This is a genomic window from Dechloromonas sp. CZR5 (genome assembly GCF_008711155.1).
Lineage (GTDB): Bacteria > Pseudomonadota > Gammaproteobacteria > Burkholderiales > Rhodocyclaceae > Azonexus.
On sequence record NZ_VUYQ01000001.1, the window covers coordinates 543,057 to 560,374 of the forward strand.

Consider the following 17,318-nt stretch of genomic DNA (forward strand, 5'->3'; position numbering starts at 1 on the left):
CTCAGCCCTCGTTGCGGATCAGGTCGAGCAGCTCGGCGCCGTAATGCTCGATCTTGGCGCTGCCCATGCCGGTGATGCTCGCCAGCAGGCCGTGGCTGGTCGGTCGTACCTCAGCCAGTTCGCGCAGGGTCTTGTCGTGCAGGATGACATAGGCGGGCACGCTCTGTTCCCGCGCCGTATCGGCCCGCCATCGACGCAGCAGCTGGAACAGTGCGTCGTCGGCAGCCGACAGGTCGCTGACGACCGTACGGCTGGTTTTCGTTGATGTCGCCTTGCGCGGCAGCGGGCGGCGCAGCGGTACGCTACGTCCTCCCTTGAGGACTTCGCGGGCGGCTTCGGTCAGCTGCAGAGCACCGTGTTCGGCCATGTCGACATGGACCAGGCCGGCGGCGGCCAGCTGGCGGAAGGTGCTTTTCCAGGTGTGCTCGTCGAGGTCGCTGCCGACGCCGAAGGTCGGCAGCTGGTCATGGTTCCACTGCCTGACCTTGTCGGTAGTCTTGCCGCGCAGGATGTCGGTCAGGTGGGCGACACCGAAACGCATGCCGGTACGGAAGATCGCCGACAGCGCTTTCTGTGCGGCTTGCGTGCCGTCCCAGAGCTCCGGCGGGTTGTCGCAGACATCGCAATTGCCGCAGGGCTGGCGTTCCTCGCCGAAGTAGTTGAGCAGCACCTGGCGGCGGCAACGCGGCGCCTCGCAGTAGGCGAGCAGGGCAGTCAGGCGCTGCGATTCGAGGATTTTCTGGCCTTCGGCGGCGCCGGACTCGGCGATACGCGCGTGTTGCAGCGCGACGTCCTGCATGCCGTAGGCCATCCAGGCTTCCGACGGCTCGCCGTCACGGCCGGCGCGGCCGGTTTCCTGATAGTAGGCCTCGATGCTCTTGGGCAGGTCGAGGTGGGCGACAAAGCGGACGTCCGGCTTGTCGATGCCCATGCCGAAAGCGATGGTGGCGCACATGATCAGCCCCTCCTCGCGCAGGAATCGACGCTGGTTGGCGGCGCGTTCGGGCGCCGGCAGGCCGGCATGGTAGGGCAGTGCCGGATAGCCCTGGGCGGAAAGCCATTCGGCCGTTTCCTCGACCTTCTTGCGCGACAGGCAATAGACGATGCCGGCCTGGCCTTGCCTTCCGGACAGGAAAGTGAGCAGTTGCTTGCGGGCGTTGTCCTTTTCCACCACGGTATAGCGGATGTTCGGACGGTCGAAGCTGGACAGGAAGACGCGTGCTTCGGTCAGCCCCAGGCGTTGCAGAATCTCGTTGCGCGTTGCCTGGTCGGCGGTGGCCGTCAGGGCAACGCGCGGCACGACCGGATAGCGTTCGTGCAGGGCGGACAGCTGCAGGTATTCGGGGCGGAAGTCGTGCCCCCATTGCGAGACGCAGTGGGCTTCGTCGATGGCGAAAAGCGCCAGCTTGCCGGCTTCGTACAGGGCGTCGAGCAAGGACAGGGTGCGCTCGAGCAGCAGGCGTTCGGGCGCGATGTAGACGAGGTCGAGGGTGCCCGCGAACATGGCCTGCTCGATGGCCTGCGCTTCGCGCCAGTCGAGGGTCGAATTGAGGCAGGCAGCCTTGACGCCGAGCTGAGTCAGGGCATCGACCTGATCCTGCATCAGTGCGATCAGCGGCGAGACAACGACGGCGCAGCCGGGGCGGAGCAGGGCGGGAATCTGGTAGCAGAGGCTTTTGCCGCCGCCGGTCGGCATGAGGACCAGGGCGTCGCCGCCGCCGGCGACGTGGGCGATGATCTCGGCCTGCTCGCCGCGGAAGGCGGGGTAGCCGAAGACGTCGCGCAGGACGTCAAGGGCGCGGGAAGGGGCGGGCATGCTCAGCTTTCCGGCAGGATGGCTTCGCGGATCAGCGTCTCGCCATCCCAGCACAGGGCTTCGCCACGGTCTTCATGCCAGTCGGCAAGAACCCAGCGTTCGACATGGATACCGTCGACGATATGGTCATGGGTCGCGGCGCGATGGGTATGGCCGTGGATGAAAGTCGTGTAGCCATGATCGCGCAGGAAGTCATCGGTGGCAGCCGGCTGCAGATCAGCATAGATGTAGCTGTTGTCGCGCTTGCGGCGGCCGCTGCGCCAGCGGATATAGCGGCCGAGGAGGCTGCGCAGGAAGCGTGGCTTGGCGCGCATCTTCCGTTGCCATTCCGGGTCGCGCACCTTGGCGCGATAGGCCTGGTAGGCCAGATCGTCCAGGCACAGGGCGTCGCCGTGCGAAAGCACGAAAGACCATTCCGGCAGCGTCAGATCGTAAGGGTCGGGCAACAGGCGGGCGCCGGCGGCCGCGGCAAACTGCTCGCCCAGCGCAAAGTCGCGGTTGCCGTGCATGATGAAAATCTTCAGCCCGGCCTCGCTGGCGGCACGCAGGGCGGCGGTGATCCTGTTGTGGTACGGATCGTCGATGTCGTCGCCGACCCATACCTCGAACAGGTCGCCGAGAATGTACAGGGCCTCGGCCTGGCGGGCGCGGCCCGACAAAAAGCGGAGGAACAAAGCAGTCGCCCCGGGTGACCGGGGCGACAGATGCAGATCGGAGACGAAGAAGATCAAACGATCTCGGCCTTCTCGATGATCACGTCTTCCTTCGGCACGTCCTGGTGGAAGCCCTTGTTGCCGGTGGCGACGGCGCGAATCTTGTCGACCACATCCAGGCCCTCGGTCACTTCGCCGAACACGCAGTAGCCCCAGCCCTGGCCGGACGGAGCCTTGAAGTCGAGGAAGTCGTTATCGACGGTATTGATGAAAAACTGGGCGGTGGCCGAGTGCGGATCGTTGGTACGCGCCATGGCGATGCTGCCGCGCTTGTTCTTCAGGCCATTGGCGGCCTCGTTCTCGATCGGCGCCTGGGTTTCCTTCTGGTTCATGCCCGGTTCCATGCCGCCGCCCTGAATCATGAAATTCTTGATGACGCGATGGAAGATGGTGTTGTTGTAGTGGCCGGCTTCGACATAGGAAACGAAATTGGCGACCGTCTTCGGTGCCTTCTCGGCGTCCAGCTTGAGGGTGATGGTGCCTTGATTGGTGGTCAGTTTGACTTGAGACATGGTTGGTGAGCCTTACTTTTCAGAGATGATCTTGACGTTCTGGATGACGACCGGCGTCGTCGGCACGTTTTCGTAATAGCCAGCATTGCCGGTCGGCACCTTGGCGATCTTGTCGACGACGTCCATACCTTGCGTGACCTTGCCGAAAACGGCGTAGCCCCAGGTGCGCCCATCGGCCGGGGAGCGGTGGTTCAGGAAGTCGTTGTTCTTGAGGTTGACGAAAAACTGGACGCGGGCGGAATGCGGGTCTTGCGTGCGCGCCATGGCGACGGTGCCACGGTCGTTCGCCAGACCGTTGTTGGCTTCGTTCGGCAGGGCCGGGGTACGGGTCTTCTTTTCTTCCATCGAGGAATTGAAACCGCCGCCCTGGATCATGAAGCCGTCGATCACGCGGTGGAATACGGTTGCCTCGTAGAAGCCGTGCTTGGCGTTATAGAGGAACATCTCGACGGTTTTCGGCGCCTTGTCCGGATACAGTTCCAGCGTGAACTTGCCGAGATTGGTGGTCATTTCGACCGTCGGGTTGGCCCAGGCCAAGGCCGAGGCCAGCAGGCCGGCGGCTAACAAGGATACTTTCTTCAACATCAGGCACTTCCTTCGTAGATGATTTTCCATTTGCCGTCTTCGCGCAGCCAGTACTGGCGCTTCTTCATCTGGTTGTCCAGATTGTTGCTGCGGTAATCCTGCTCGAAGGTGACGACGGCAACCTCGTCCTTGCCCGGGCTACGGAACACGGACAGGTTGTTGACCTTGACCTTGATCCATTCCTTGTTGGCATTGACCTGTTTTTTCTGCGTGGCGAACTCGTCGAAATTCTGATCGCCCGATTTGAAACGTTTCGAGTAGTGGCTCAGATAGCGTCCGGTATCGCGGCTTTCCCAGTCGGTACGCCACGACTCAATGGTCTTGTTCAGCTCGTTACGCTCGCGATTCCAGTCATCCAGCGACAGCCATTCGACGGTATCGCTGATGATCACCGGGGTCAGGCCAACCTGCAAATTCTTGGCGACGACGTCGAGATCCTGGTTGGTCAGCACGACGCAGCCGTCGGAGGCGCGCGGCGGGCGGGCGAAGGTGTCGGACGGTGTGCCGTGCAGCCAGATGCCGCTGCCGCCACGCCCCTGGCGCTTGTCCCATTCGTTCGGGTAGTTGAGCGGGTAGGCGCCGCTGCCGTAGAGGTCGGCCAGCTTCTGCTTGGGCAGGTTGGCCGTGACGTGATAGACCCCGATCGGCGTTTTCTTGTCGCCTTCGACCTGCTTTTCGGCGCCCAGCTTGCCTTGCGTCACATAGTAGTCGGCGACGAAGCGCGGGCGGCCGCCATTCTTGCGGTCATTTTCGTAGAGGTAGAGGCGCGAGCGCTTGGTGTCCACGACGATGGCATGACGCTGCCCCTGTTCCATCTGCAGCAGGTAACGCGGGACAAAGTCGACCGGCGGCTTTTCGCGGTAGGCCTTGAGGCGAACCAGCGCCTCGGCGCGCAGGTCGGCGACCTTGTCGGCCGGTGCGTCGCTGAGTGCGCCGAAGGTCTGGATCGGTTGCGCCTTGGCCAGCAGCAGGTCGCCCTTGATCAGGTTGGCGAGGCGATAATTCGGGTGTTGGCGAAGCAGCGCCTCGGTCAGCTGCAAGGCATTGCCGAGCCGGTTGGCTTCGATTTCGGCAAAGATGCGGGCCAGCGTTTCTTCGGGGCCGGCGTCGGAAACGACGGAGGCGAACGGTGAGGTGGCGTTCAGCGCATTGGCCGCATTGCGTGCCAGTGAATTATCGGCGCTTGGCGTGTTGCCGGTCTGCCTGGAGTCTCCCGGTTTATCTGACAACTTGGCCACGGCTCCCGCGGTGACGGTTGCTGCCAGGGCCAGCAGGAGATAGCGCAGCTTGATTCTCACCGGGCGATTTCTTCCTTGATCAGCCACTTGCTACCCGAACGGACGAGCACCAGCGTCTTGGTCGTCGAACTCGACAAGCCGGTGGCCTTGTAGTGCTGGCGGAACTTGGCGGTCGCCTTGTCGCCATTGATGGCGATCTGTGGTGCATCGACCGAAACGGAAATCTTGCCGCCCTTGCCGGCGATGCGCTGCTCGCGTTCCTGCTCCCAAGCCTTGCGGCTCATGCCCTTGGGGGTATCGAAGTCGCTGGCGTAAGCGCCGAGGTAAGCCTTCATGTCCTTGCGCGACCAGGCGTCAGCCCAGGCATGGACGGCCTTCGCCACGTCCTCGCTGCCGCTGGCGCTTGCCGCCGGCTTGCTGGGGGTGGGTGCCGCAGCGACCGGCGCGGGTGCCGGAGCCGCGGTGGCGGGCGAAGCTGCGGCGCCTGCCGTGGCGGCCACGACCGTGGCGGTGGCCGGCGTCGCCGGCTTGGCTGCAACTGGTGCCGGGGCCGGCTGGGCAGCGGCGGGCGGGGTGGCCGCGACCGGTTGCGGCTTGACATTGCCCTTGCCCGACGTGGAGATCAGGTCACGGATCAGGGCCAGCTTGTTCTGGGTGGCCGAATTGGAATTATCCAGTTGCAGGGCCTTGTCGTAGGCCTGGCTGGCCAGCTTGGCATAGACATCGCCGAGGTTCTCGTAGGCGATGGCGTAGGACGGGTGAGTCCTTATGGCCATTTCCAGGGCGGTGCGTGCCTTGTCATACTGCTTCTGCTGGGCGTACAGGACGGCCAGGTTGTTGTAGGGTTCGGGCAGCTCCGGGTAATCCTCGGAAAGCTTGGTGAACACGGCGATCGCGTCGGCCGGCTTGTTCATCTCGGTGTAGATCAGGCCCTTCAGGAAGCGGCCCTGGGCATCCTTGGGGCGGCTGCTCAGGTAGGCATCGACCTTTTCCATGGCCTGCGGGAACTGGCCCTGCTTGATCAAGCGCTGGACTTCCGGCAGGTTGTCGGCGAAGGCCGGGGCGGCAAAGCCGATGGCCAGTCCGATTGCCAGTGCGCGCAAGGTCTTGAGTTGCCTGAAACGGGGCTGGAGCAGGGAGGTCGAGGTCATCGCTATGCTATACTTTTCGAGGTTATACGATCCTTTGATTCTACCAAAAACGCCGGTGAATCCATAGTTTTGAGCATCCCGGCGTATCCTGAAAACGTCCCCGCATGCTAAAGATCTACAACTCGCTGAAGCGCGAAAAACAAGTATTTACTCCCATCGAAGCGAACAAGGTTCGCATGTACGTTTGCGGCATGACGGTGTACGACTACTGCCACCTCGGCCATGCCCGGGTGATGGTGGTTTTCGACATGGTTTACCGTTGGCTGAAGGCCTCGGGTTACGACGTCACCTATGTGCGGAACATCACCGACATCGACGACAAGATCATCAAGCGCGCCATCGAAAATGGCGAAACGATCCAGCAACTGACCGATCGCTTCATCGCCTACATGCACGAGGATGCCGATGCGCTGGGCGTTCTGCGGCCCAGTCACGAACCGCGTGCGACCGAATACGTGCCGGAAATGCAGGAAATCATCCGCAAACTGGAAAGCAACGGCCTGGCTTACCAGGCGACGGATGGCGACGTGAACTATGCGGTCCGCAAATTCCCGGGGTACGGCAAGCTGTCGGGCAAGTCGCTCGACGACCTGCGCGCCGGCGAGAGGGTGGAGATCGATTCGGCCAAGCAGGACCCGCTCGATTTCGTGCTGTGGAAGAACGCCAAGCCGGGCGAGCCGGCCTGGGCTTCGCCCTGGGGTGACGGGCGTCCGGGCTGGCACATCGAATGCTCGGCGATGAGTTCGTCGCTGCTCGGCAATCACTTCGATATCCACGGCGGTGGCCAGGACCTGCAGTTTCCTCACCACGAGAACGAAATTGCCCAGTCCGAGGGGGCCAACTGCTGCAGCTACGTCAATTACTGGATGCACAATGGCTTTGTGCGGGTCGACAACGAAAAGATGTCCAAGTCGCTGGGCAATTTCTTCACCATTCGCACGGTGCTCGAGCAGTTCGACGCCGAGGTGGTCCGTTTCTTCATCCTGCGCGCCCATTACCGTAGCCCGCTGAACTATTCCGACGCCCATCTGGACGATGCCAAGCGCAGTCTGGACAGCCTGTATTTCACGCTGCGCGACGTGCCGGCAAGTGCGCAGACCATCGACTGGACGAACGATTTCGCAGCCCACTTTGCCGCGGCGTTGAACGAGGATTTCGATTCGCACGGGGCGATTGCCGTGTTGTTCGAACTGGCCGCCGAGGCCAATCGCCAGAAAAGTGCCGAATTGTCCGGGTTGCTGAAGGCGCTGGGCGCCGTGATCGGCCTGCTCGAACGCGAGCCGATGGCCTACCTGCAAGGTGGTGGCAGCGCCGGCGGCCTTGACGAAGCCGCTATCGGGCAGATGATCGAGGCCCGGGTCGCCGCCAAGAAAGCCAGAGATTTCGCCGAGGCCGACCGCATCCGCGACGAGTTGAAGAGCGCGGGGATCGTGCTCGACGATGGTCCGCAAGGCACGACCTGGCGGCGTGCCTGAACGAAAAAGCCCGACGTATTCCGTCGGGCTTTTTGCTGGTTTCCCTGCCGGGGCTTACTTGATGACCTTGCCGCCGGACCCGACCACGGTGAGTTCGACGAAGCGCGATCCCAGGCGGTTGTTGGGGCCGTAGCTCACCTTGAAACCGCCGAGGTCGAAGTTTTGCAGGCCTTCCAGCGCAGTGACCAGCTTTTCGCGGGTGACGTCCTTGCCCACCCGCCGGATTCCCTCGGCAACCAGGCGGGCGGTGATAAAGCCTTCCAGGCCATAGTACGAGAACTTGTCTTTTTGCTTGCCAAGCAACTTCTGGTAGTCGCGGACGACACCGATGGTGTCGTTCCAGGGGTAGGGAACGACCTGCGAGATACCAATGCCGCGGGCTTCGTTGCCCAGTTCCTGGGCCAGCACTTCGCCGCCGACCGGCGACAGGGTCAGGAACATGGGGAATTGGCCGAATTGCTTCATGGCTTTGACAAAGGCGGTAGTCGGCTTGTACAGCGTGACCATGACCACTGCCTGCGGGTTGGATTTGCTGATCGCTTCCGTCGCCTTGGTGACGTCGAGCGAATTGCGCTCGACCGTACCTACGGCAACCGGTGCCAGGTTGGCGCGTTTGAGGGCGTTGGTCACGCCCTCGAGGCCCGATTTGCCAAAGCCGTCGTTCTGGTAGAAGACGGCGATGTTCTTTAGGCCCAGTGACAGGATCTGCTCGACGATCGCCTCCGCCTCATCGGCATAGCTGGCCCGGATGTTGAACATGTAGCGCGTATTCGGGTTGGCGGATGTCGGTTCGCGCAGGGTTCCGGCACCTGAAATCGTTCCGATCAGCGGCACCTTCGCCGGGCCGAAAACCTTGTTCATGGCTTCGGTGGTTGGCGTAGAGCCGTAGTAGCCCATCAGTGCAAAGACACGTTTGTCCTGGATCAGCGTCTTGGTATTGGCGAGCGTGCGGTCGGTTTCATAGCCGTCGTCGATGGTGATCAACTCGATCTTGCGGCCGTTGATCCCGCCGTTTTTGTTGAGCTGATCGAAATAGGCAGTGATCGCCTCGCGCATCTGCATGCCGTAGACACCGTTGGGACCGGTGAAGGGGGAGGACATGCCGAGGGTGATGCTGGAGTCCGTCACCCCATCCTCGGCATGGGCCTGGGTCACGCCCAGCGCCAGCAGGCAGGCGAACAGTGCATTGCGTAGTGCTTTCATGGTCTCCGTGGCTTTCCGAATGAGTAATTTTTTCCAGCCCGGAGAATGGCTCCGCTAGCTGACATTTTGCTTACAGTGTGGCGGGGCTGCCGGCAAGGCAAACGGGCCGGCATCTCGCGATGTCGGCCCGTCGTTGTCCGAAGGTCGGCGTTATTTGATCAGCTTGCCGCCGGCCCCGATGACGGTCAGTTGAACGAACTGGGAGCCAGCCCGGTTGTTCGGCCCAAAGGCGACCCGGTAGCCGCCCAGGTCCTGGTTCGTGCCTTCGAGTACGGAGATCAGTTTCTCGCGCGACAGGTCTTTTCCACCGGCCTTGCGCAGGGCGTCGGCGGCCACTTTGGCAATGACGAAGCCTTCCATGCTGGTGTATGAGTAGGGGCCTTGCTTGCCGATGAATTGCTGGTATTCCTTGACGAGAGTGACCGTGCTGTTCCAGGGGTAGGGCATGACCTGCGAGATGCCGATGCCGCGTGCGGCGTTGCCCAGTTCCTGCGTCAGCTGCTCGGCACTGACCGGCGACAGGGTCATGAACATCGGGCTCTGGTTCGCCTTGCGGAGTGCCTTGACCATGGCCGCCGCCGGCTTGTGCAGGGTAACCATGACCACAGCCTGCGGATTGGCCTTGGCAATGGCCGTTAGTGCCTTGCCGATGTCGTCCGAATTGCGTTCCACCGTCCCGGTGGCGGACGGGGTCAGGTTGTGCTTTTTCAACGCATTGCTCAGCCCTTCCAGGCCGGCCTTGCCAAACCCGTCGTTCTGGTAGAGCACGGCGATGTTCTTGAGGCCCAGTGTGGCGAGCTGGGTGCCGATGGCTTCCGCTTCGTCGGCATAGCTCGCGCGCTGGCTGAACATGTAGCGGTTGTTCGGGTTGTCGGCGGGCGGTTGGCGCAGCGACATGGCCCCGGAGATGCCCCCGATCATCGGCACTTTTGACGGACCGAAAACCTTGTTCATCGCTTCGGTCATGGCAGTCGAGCCGTAATAGCCAAGCAGCGCGAAGACTTTGTTGGTTTCGATGAGTGTCCGGGTGTTGGCGACCGTTTTTTCCGGATCGTAGCCGTCATCCATGACGGTCAGCTGGATTTTTCGCCCGTTTATTCCGCCATTTTTGTTGATCTGGTCGAAATACGCCGAAATGACTTTCTTCAACTCCTGCCCTTGCGCGCCGGCGGGGCCGGTCAGTGGCACCGACATGCCCAGTGCTATCGAATTGTCGGTAATACCTGTTTCGGCAAGGGCTGCCTGGAATACAGCGGCGCAGAGCAGGCAGGCTGACAGGATGTGGCGAATCGCTTTCATGGATTTCTCGCTATCGAGTGCCGTAATAATCTTTTTATTATATGGCCCGAAACCGCCGGTGTTGCTTGAAAGGCGGGCAAAGAGAAGCTTCGCGGGGTGCGGCGTTGCATTTTGGGAACGGATTCGGCCCCGAGCGACGTATTTTGAGGGTGAATAAAAAAGCGATCCGGGATTGCTCGCGGATCGCTTTTTGATCTTTCTGGCGAAAAGGCGGCGGTTATTCGCCGAAGAACTCCCGAACCTTGTCTATCCAGGACTTGGAGCGCGGGTTGTGCTTGGCGCTGTTTTCCTGGCTGGATTCCTCCAGTTCGCGCAGCAGTTCCTTCTGGCGGTCGGTCAGGCTCACCGGCGTCTCGACCACGACATGGCACATCAGGTCGCCATGGGTGTGGCTGCGTACGCCCTTGATACCCTTGCCGCGCAGGCGGAAGACGCGACCGGACTGGGTTTCCGGCGGAATCTTGATGGCCGCGGCACCGTCTAAGGTCGGAATCTCGATCTCGCCGCCGAGTGCGGCCGTGGTGAAGGAGATGGGCATTTCGCAATGCAGATCGTTGTGGTCGCGCTGGAAGACAGCGTGCTGCTTGAGGTGGATCTGCACGTACAAATCGCCCGGCGGGCCGCCATTGACGCCGTGTTCGCCCTCGCCGGCCAGCCGGATGCGATCGCCTTCGTCCACTCCGGCCGGAATCTTCACCGCCAGCGTCTTGTGCTGCTTGATACGGCCGGCGCCGCCGCACGGCTTGCAGGGATCGGAAATGAAGCGGCCCGTGCCGTGGCACTTGTGGCAGGTCTGCTGAATGGAGAAGAAGCCCTGCTGCAGGCGAACCTGGCCGGAGCCGTTACAGGTCGGGCAGGTCTTGGGCTGGGTGCCAGCCTTGGCACCGGAGCCGTGGCAGACCTCGCATTCTTCCATGGTCGGAATGCGAATCTTGGTTTCCGTGCCGTGCGCGGCCTGCTCCAGCGTGATTTCGAGGTTGTAGCGGAGATCGGCGCCGCGGTAGATGTTGGAGCGGCCACCGCCGCCGCCACCGCCAGCGCGGCCACCGAAAATCTCGTCGAAGATACCGCCGAAGGCGTCGGCAAAACCGCCGCCGCCGCCGAAACCACCGCCCATGCCGGCTTGCGGGTCGACGCCGGCGTGACCGTACTGGTCGTAGGCCGCGCGTTTCTGGCCATCCGACAGGATTTCGTAGGCTTCCTTGGCTTCCTTGAACTTTTCTTCGGCCGACGGGTTATCCGGATTACGGTCCGGATGGTATTTCATGGCCAGCTTGCGGTAGGCCTTCTTGATCTCGTCGTCCGACGCGTCGCGGTTGACGCCGAGAATCTCGTAAAAATCGCGTTTAGACATGTTCAGTCCCGTCTATGTGACAAAGGCGCCGAGCGCCGCCGGAGGTTTCCGGAAGGCTCGGCGCCAGGCTATTGCGTCAGGCTTACTTCTTGTCCTTGTTCACTTCCGTGAATTCGGCATCGACGACATCGCCTTCGACGGTCTTTTCCTTCGGCTGCTCGCCACCCGCTGCGCCGGCGCCGGCGGCACCCGCTTCGGCCTGCTGCTGGGCATACATCTTTTCACCCAGTTTCTGGGCGGCGGCGGAGAGGGCTTCGGTCTTGGCGGTGATGACTTCCTTGTCACCGTCGCGCAGGACTTCCTCGACGTCCTTGATGGCCTTCTCGATGGCTTCCTTCTCGGCAGCATCGAGCTTGTCACCGTATTCGGTCAGCGACTTCTTGACCATGTGCACCATGCCGTCGGCCTGGTTGCGGGCATCGGCCAGTTCGTGCGCCTTCTTGTCCTCTTCGGCGTGCAGTTCGGCATCCTTCACCATGCGCTGGATTTCTTCTTCGCTCAGGCCGGAGTTGGCCTTGATGGTGATCTTGTTTTCCTTGCCGGTCGCCTTGTCCTTGGCGGTGACGTGCATGATGCCGTTGGCGTCGATGTCGAAGATGACTTCGATCTGCGGTGCGCCACGCGGGGCCGGCGGGATGCCTTCCAGGTTGAACTGGCCGAGGCTCTTGTTGCCGGACGCCACTTCGCGCTCGCCTTGCAGCACGTGGATGGTTACGGCCGACTGGTTGTCGTCGGCGGTCGAGAAGACTTGCGAAGCCTTGGTCGGGATCGTGGTGTTCTTCTGGATCAGCTTGGTCATGATGCCGCCCAGGGTTTCGATGCCCAGCGACAGCGGGGTCACGTCGAGCAGCAGCACGTCCTTGACTTCGCCCTGCAGCACGCCGCCCTGGATGGCGGCGCCGACGGCGACGGCTTCATCCGGGTTGACGTCCTTGCGCGGCTCCTTGCCGAACACTTCCTTGACCTTCTCCTGCACCTTCGGCATGCGCGACTGGCCGCCGACCAGGATCACGTCGTCGATATCGCTGATCTTGCAGCCGGCATCCTTGAGTGCAGTAACGCACGGGGCGACGGTGCGCTCGATCAGTTCATCGACCAGCGACTCGAACTTGGCGCGGGTGATCTTCAGGGCCAGGTGCTTCGGACCGGAGGCGTCGGCGGTGATGTAAGGCAGGTTGACTTCGGTCTGCTGGCTGGAGGACAGCTCGATCTTGGCCTTTTCGGCGGCTTCCTTCAGGCGTTGCAGGGCCAGCACGTCCTTCTTCAGGTCGACGCCGGATTCCTTCTTGAATTCGTCGATGATGTAGTCGATCAGGCGCTGGTCGAAGTCTTCGCCGCCGAGGAAGGTGTCGCCGTTGGTGGCCAGCACTTCGAACTGCTTTTCGCCATCGACGTCGGCGATTTCGATGATGGAGATGTCGAAGGTGCCGCCGCCCAGGTCATAAACAGCAATCTTCTTGTCCTTGCCGGCCACCTTGTCCATGCCGAAGGCGAGTGCAGCGGCGGTCGGCTCGTTGATGATGCGCTTGACTTCCAGACCGGCGATGCGGCCGGCGTCCTTGGTGGCCTGGCGCTGGCTGTCGTTGAAGTAGGCCGGCACGGTGATGACGGCTTCGGTGACTTCCTCGCCGAGGTAGTCTTCGGCGGTCTTCTTCATCTTGCGCAGCACTTCGGCGGAAACCTGCGGCGGAGCGATCTTCTTGTCGCGGGCTTCGACCCAGGCGTCGCCGTTGTCGGCCTTGACGATCTTGAAGGGCATCAGGGAGATGTCCTTCTGCACTTCCTTCTCTTCGAAGCGGCGGCCGATCAGGCGCTTGACGGCGTACAGCGTGTTCTTCGGGTTGGTGACGGCCTGGCGCTTGGCCGGGGCGCCACACAGGATTTCGCCGTCTTCGGTGTAGCCGATGACGGACGGCGTGGTACGCGCGCCTTCTGCGTTTTCGATGACCTTCGGCTGGCCACCTTCCATGATGGCGACGCAGGAGTTGGTGGTGCCGAGGTCGATACCGATGATCTTGCCCATGATGTTTTTCCTAAAAGTGAATTACCGATGTTCGTGAATTGGGGGCTGAGCCCCGGATTTCAAGTCTTATTTGCCCTTGGCGACCATGACCAGGGCCGGGCGCAGGACGCGGTCGGCGATCAGGTAGCCCTTTTGCAGCACGGTGACCACGGTGTTGGCTTCCTGCTCGGAGTCGACCATGCCAATGGCCTGGTGCTTGTGCGGGTCGAACTTCTCGCCGACTGGATTGACCTCGTTCAGCGCGTTCTTCTCGAAGGCGGAAATCAGTTGCTTCAGGGTCAGCTCGACGCCGGACTTGAAGCTCTCGACAGTCTGCTCCGGCACCGCCAGTGCAGCTTCCAGGCTGTCCTTGACGGCCAGCAGTTCGCCGGCAAATTTCTCGACCGCGAACTTGTGGGCCTTGGAAATGTCTTCCTGAGCGCGGCGGCGGATGTTTTCGCCTTCAGCCTTGGCGCGCAGCCACGCGTCGTAGTGTTCGGCCGCCTTCAGTTCGAGGGCCTTGAATTGCTCTTCGACGCTGGGAATGGTGTCGATGTTGTCGGCCGGAGCGGCTTCCGCGGGAGTTGCTTGCTCGGGGGCCGGCTCTTTGTCCAGCGCGGCTTCCTGGGTGTTTTCGGGGTTGGACATGCAGGTTTCTCCAAAAAATCTTTTCGCTATCTGGAGGCGTTTTCCCGGGTTTCAAGACCCCGGCGCCAAATTTCTTTATGGGTGAAACTGCTTCCGGGCGAATACGACCGTGCTACGATAATTCCCTGTGTTTTCTCAGATATCGAGAATGGAATCAATCGGCAAGTACCGCGTGATAAGGGAGTTGGGCAAGGGGGCGACCGCAACGGTCTACCTCTGCGACGATCCTGACCTCGGTCGCCAGGTTGCCGTCAAAGTCATACAGTTCGGGAAGGATGCCGGCGCCGTGTCGCGCCGGATGCGCAAGCTTTTCCAGAACGAAGGCATGGTTTCAAAGCGGCTGAATCATCCCAATATCGTCCAGGTTCATGAAGCGGTGGTCCAGTCGGATTACGCCTACCTGGCGATGGAGTACGTCGACGGCTTCTCGCTGGAGGAGCACACGCGAATCGACAAGCTCCTGCCCATGCACCGGGTGATCGGGATCATTTTCAAGTGCTGCATGGCACTCGATGCCGCTTACCGGCAGGGCATCATCCACCGCGACATCAAACCGGCCAACATCATGGTTGCTGCCGATGACGAAGCCAAGATCGCCGATTTCGGCTTGGCGCTCAACATGAACAAGGATCTCGACCGGGATTCGACCTTCATCATGGGGGTCGGCTCGCCGGCCTACATGTCGCCGGAGCAGATCAAGGGCTATCCCCTCAATCAGAAGACCGACCTGTATTCGCTGGGGGTCTTGCTCTTCCAGTTGCTGACCGGGCGATTGCCTTTCCGCGCCAACAACCAGGCGACGCTGATCTACCGTATCGTCAATACCGACGCGCCGGCGGTTACCTCGTTGCGCCCCGATCTTCCCGAGGGCTTGAATGCCATTCTCAAGCGTGCGCTGGAGAAGGATCTCTACAATCGCTACCGGAACGGCGCCGAGATGGCCAAGGACCTGTCGGCGGTCCGCTACCAGTTGGTCGATGAGGATTCCACGGTCGAGGATACGCGGCACTTCGAAACCCTGCGCCGGCTTGAGTTTTTCACCGAATTCGAGAATATCGAAATCTGGGAAGTATTGCGGGTCGCTGTCTGGCGGGATGTTTCGCCGAATGTTGCCTTGGTGCGCGAGGGAGACAGGAGCAAGTTCTTTGGCGTGATCGTTTCGGGTTCGGTCGAAATTTCAATCGAAGGCAAGGCGCTGTGCCGCCTGGGGACCAGCGAACCGGTCGGTGAAGTGGCTTTCCTGCATCCCTCCAGCGATTTGCGCTGCGCCACGGCGACGACCTTGGAACCAACGCTGTTCCTGGAAATCAACGCAGCGGCACTGGCCCTGTCGTCGGAAGAACTGCTCGAGCGTGTGCGCAATGCGCTGCTCAGCCGGATGATCAAGCGCATGCGCGAGGTTAACCGGATCGCCGCTGCACAGGGCTTGCCCGCTGTCCAGAGTCTCACCGCGTCGCAGTCCGGCGGGCCGTCGAAAGCGGGGGGCGGGCTCGACCTCGAACTGGCACCCATGTAACGGGTCGCAGCGCATAGCAAAACGGCCTCCGAGGAGGCCGTTTTTGTTGCGGGGCAAAGCCGATCAGACCTTGAATCGTCCGACCAGTGCGGCCAGTCCATCGGCCAGACGCTTGAGGTCGTGGGCGGCGCCGGCGGTTTGCTCAACGGTCCCGGAGTTCTCGCGCGCCATGCCGGCAATGGCTTCGATACTGTTTTCGACATCGCCGGAGAAGCGACGCTGTTGATCAGTGGCTGAGGCGATCGCGTCCAGGCCGTGACCCACTTCGGCAACCGAGCCATTGGTTGCCTGCAGTACGTTGGACACCGAAGAAACGGCCGCCTGGCTGGTTTCCAGATGGCTCAGTCCTTCTTCGATGCTGCGGCGGACCGATACCGACTGGGCACTCAGGTTGGCTGTAATCGCATCGATTTCGCTGGCCGAGCGAGACGATTTTTCGGCCAGTTTGCGGACTTCATCGGCAACGACCGCGAAGCCGCGTCCCTGCTCGCCGGCACGGGCCGCTTCGATGGCAGCATTCAGGGCCAGCAGGTTGGTCTGCTCGGCAATGTCCTTGACCTCGCGGGTCATCATCGTGATCGATTCGGTGTTGCGGACAAAGTCATTGACCGATTCGGCCATTTCCTTCACCGCCCGCTCGACAACGTCCATTTCTCCGAGCAGGGTCTGCAGGTTGCGGTTGCCTTCATTGGCACGTGCCAGGCTTTCCTGCGACTGATGCTGGACATGCTCGGCGCTCTGCGCGATGGAGGAAATGCTGGAAACCAGTTGCTCCACAGCGGTGGCGGCAAGATCGGACTTTTCGTTCTGCTGGTGCGAACTCTGGGTCACGCGATCGGCATTTTCGGATAGTGCGGTAACGCGGGCCGATACCTGGCTGGCGGCGTCGCGGACCTGGCGCACGAGCTGGTTGAAGTTGTCCATCATTTCGTTGAATACCTGGGCGGACTGGCCGACTTCATCCTGGCCCTTGACCGGCAGGCGGCGAGTCAGGTCGCCCTCGCCGCGCGCGATATCGCTGAGGCCCTTGCGCAGCTCGTCGAGTGGAGAAGTCACGAAATGACGAGTGATCAGGTAGATGAGAACGAGCAGCACGCCCAGGGCGGCCAACGCCACACCGGCAATCTTCAGACGAAACGCTGCAACCTCGGATTCGACCGAATCCAGCGAGACCCGCATGCTGACGATGCCAAGTACCGTACCTTCCGCTGTTTGATGGCAGACGAGGCAATCCTTGCCGAGATAGCTCTTGGAAGCCTTGGTCGGGTTGATCACCTGCAGGTAGGAGCTGCCGTTTTCCCGCTCGACCGAGACGTAGGGGGTGCCGGTGGACATGACCTGCTGCTCCTTGGCGTCCAGTTGGCGGTTGCTCTTGGTGTCGGGGCCGTACAGCTTTGTCACGGCTTCGCCGCGGGCAACGTGCAAATCCTTGATGATGGACAGCTGCTTGATCTGGTCCAGGAAAACTTCCCGCTGTCCGACCGTCCCGGTGATCATCATGCCGGTCAGGCCGGCCATGGTCATTTCGTGGATGCTTTGTGCGAAATCCTGAGCCTGGCGGATGGCGGTTTCACGGTTGACTTGGGTGGTCCATACGATGGCTCCAGCCCAGATGATGGCCAGTACGACCCAGATCGCGGCGGTGAGTCGTATCCAGATCTTCAAGTCGGCGATGCGCGGCATTATTGTTCTCCACTGTGATTCCTGAGTTATTTCAGGCCGTCAGATCGATTACCTAGATTGTGCCAGTTACGCCGCTTTCCAGCAAAACTATTCCAGAATTGCAAATTTCGCCTGGATGATGCA

The 17,318-nt window shown here is 61.5% G+C and carries 14 protein-coding genes; 2 read left to right on the forward strand and 12 right to left on the reverse strand.

What is annotated here, in order from left to right:
- Position 1: 1 nt before the first annotated feature.
- The 6 genes from recQ to F1002_RS02710 are packed head-to-tail and all read right to left on the reverse strand — an operon-like array spanning position 2 to position 6,015.
- Complete coding sequence (gene recQ, locus F1002_RS02685; protein ID WP_150427479.1) at positions 2-1,816, reverse strand: DNA helicase RecQ; 1,815 nt, start codon at positions 1,814-1,816, stop codon at positions 2-4.
- A 2-nt stretch (positions 1,817-1,818) separates the two neighbouring features.
- Positions 1,819-2,547 (reverse strand): UDP-2,3-diacylglucosamine diphosphatase, encoded by a 729-nt coding sequence (locus F1002_RS02690; RefSeq protein WP_150427480.1) that lies wholly within the window; start codon positions 2,545-2,547, stop codon positions 1,819-1,821.
- A complete protein-coding gene (locus F1002_RS02695; protein WP_150427481.1) occupies positions 2,544-3,041 on the reverse strand; it encodes a peptidylprolyl isomerase in 498 nt (165 codons plus the stop codon). Before F1002_RS02695 ends, F1002_RS02690 begins: the two co-directional genes overlap by 4 nt.
- 12 nt (positions 3,042-3,053) lie before the next feature.
- Positions 3,054-3,626, reverse strand: a complete 573-nt coding sequence (locus tag F1002_RS02700; protein ID WP_150427482.1) for a peptidylprolyl isomerase — start codon at positions 3,624-3,626, stop codon at positions 3,054-3,056.
- The gene (locus F1002_RS02705) at positions 3,626-4,924 is read right to left on the reverse strand and encodes a murein L,D-transpeptidase family protein (protein ID WP_223879431.1); all 1,299 of its coding nucleotides are present in this window, start codon (positions 4,922-4,924) and stop codon (positions 3,626-3,628) included. The genes F1002_RS02700 and F1002_RS02705 overlap by 1 nt, the downstream gene beginning before the upstream one ends.
- Positions 4,921-6,015: a tetratricopeptide repeat protein gene (locus F1002_RS02710; protein ID WP_150427483.1), complete on the reverse strand. Its 1,095-nt coding sequence runs from the start codon at positions 6,013-6,015 to the stop codon at positions 4,921-4,923. Before F1002_RS02710 ends, F1002_RS02705 begins: the two co-directional genes overlap by 4 nt.
- Before the next feature lie 104 nt (positions 6,016-6,119).
- Here F1002_RS02710 and cysS point away from each other — a divergent pair, with 104 nt between their 5' ends.
- Positions 6,120-7,490, forward strand: a complete 1,371-nt coding sequence (cysS, locus tag F1002_RS02715) for a cysteine--tRNA ligase (protein WP_150427484.1) — start codon at positions 6,120-6,122, stop codon at positions 7,488-7,490.
- Between the two features lie 54 nt (positions 7,491-7,544).
- On the opposite strand, the gene F1002_RS02720 is transcribed toward cysS, so the two are convergent.
- The 5 genes from F1002_RS02720 to grpE form a co-directional block, all read right to left on the reverse strand.
- A complete protein-coding gene (locus tag F1002_RS02720) occupies positions 7,545-8,693 on the reverse strand; it encodes an ABC transporter substrate-binding protein (RefSeq protein WP_150427485.1) in 1,149 nt (382 codons plus the stop codon).
- A 150-nt stretch (positions 8,694-8,843) separates the two neighbouring features.
- Entirely contained in the window at positions 8,844-9,992 is a 1,149-nt protein-coding gene (locus F1002_RS02725) for an ABC transporter substrate-binding protein (RefSeq protein WP_150427486.1), read from the reverse strand.
- 217 nt (positions 9,993-10,209) lie between these two features.
- Positions 10,210-11,346, reverse strand: a complete 1,137-nt coding sequence (gene dnaJ, locus F1002_RS02730; protein WP_150427487.1) for a molecular chaperone DnaJ — start codon at positions 11,344-11,346, stop codon at positions 10,210-10,212.
- Positions 11,347-11,428: 82 nt separating this feature from the next.
- Complete coding sequence (gene dnaK / locus F1002_RS02735) at positions 11,429-13,369, reverse strand: molecular chaperone DnaK (protein WP_150427488.1); 1,941 nt, start codon at positions 13,367-13,369, stop codon at positions 11,429-11,431.
- Between the two features lie 66 nt (positions 13,370-13,435).
- Complete coding sequence (gene grpE / locus F1002_RS02740; protein ID WP_150427489.1) at positions 13,436-13,996, reverse strand: nucleotide exchange factor GrpE; 561 nt, start codon at positions 13,994-13,996, stop codon at positions 13,436-13,438.
- A gap of 148 nt (positions 13,997-14,144) precedes the next feature.
- On the opposite strand from grpE, the gene F1002_RS02745 reads away from it, so the two are divergent.
- A complete protein-coding gene (locus F1002_RS02745) occupies positions 14,145-15,512 on the forward strand; it encodes a protein kinase (protein WP_150427490.1) in 1,368 nt (455 codons plus the stop codon).
- A gap of 63 nt (positions 15,513-15,575) precedes the next feature.
- On the opposite strand, the gene F1002_RS02750 is transcribed toward F1002_RS02745, so the two are convergent.
- Positions 15,576-17,195: a methyl-accepting chemotaxis protein gene (locus tag F1002_RS02750; protein WP_150427491.1), complete on the reverse strand. Its 1,620-nt coding sequence runs from the start codon at positions 17,193-17,195 to the stop codon at positions 15,576-15,578.
- Between the last annotated feature and the right edge of the window lie 123 nt (positions 17,196-17,318).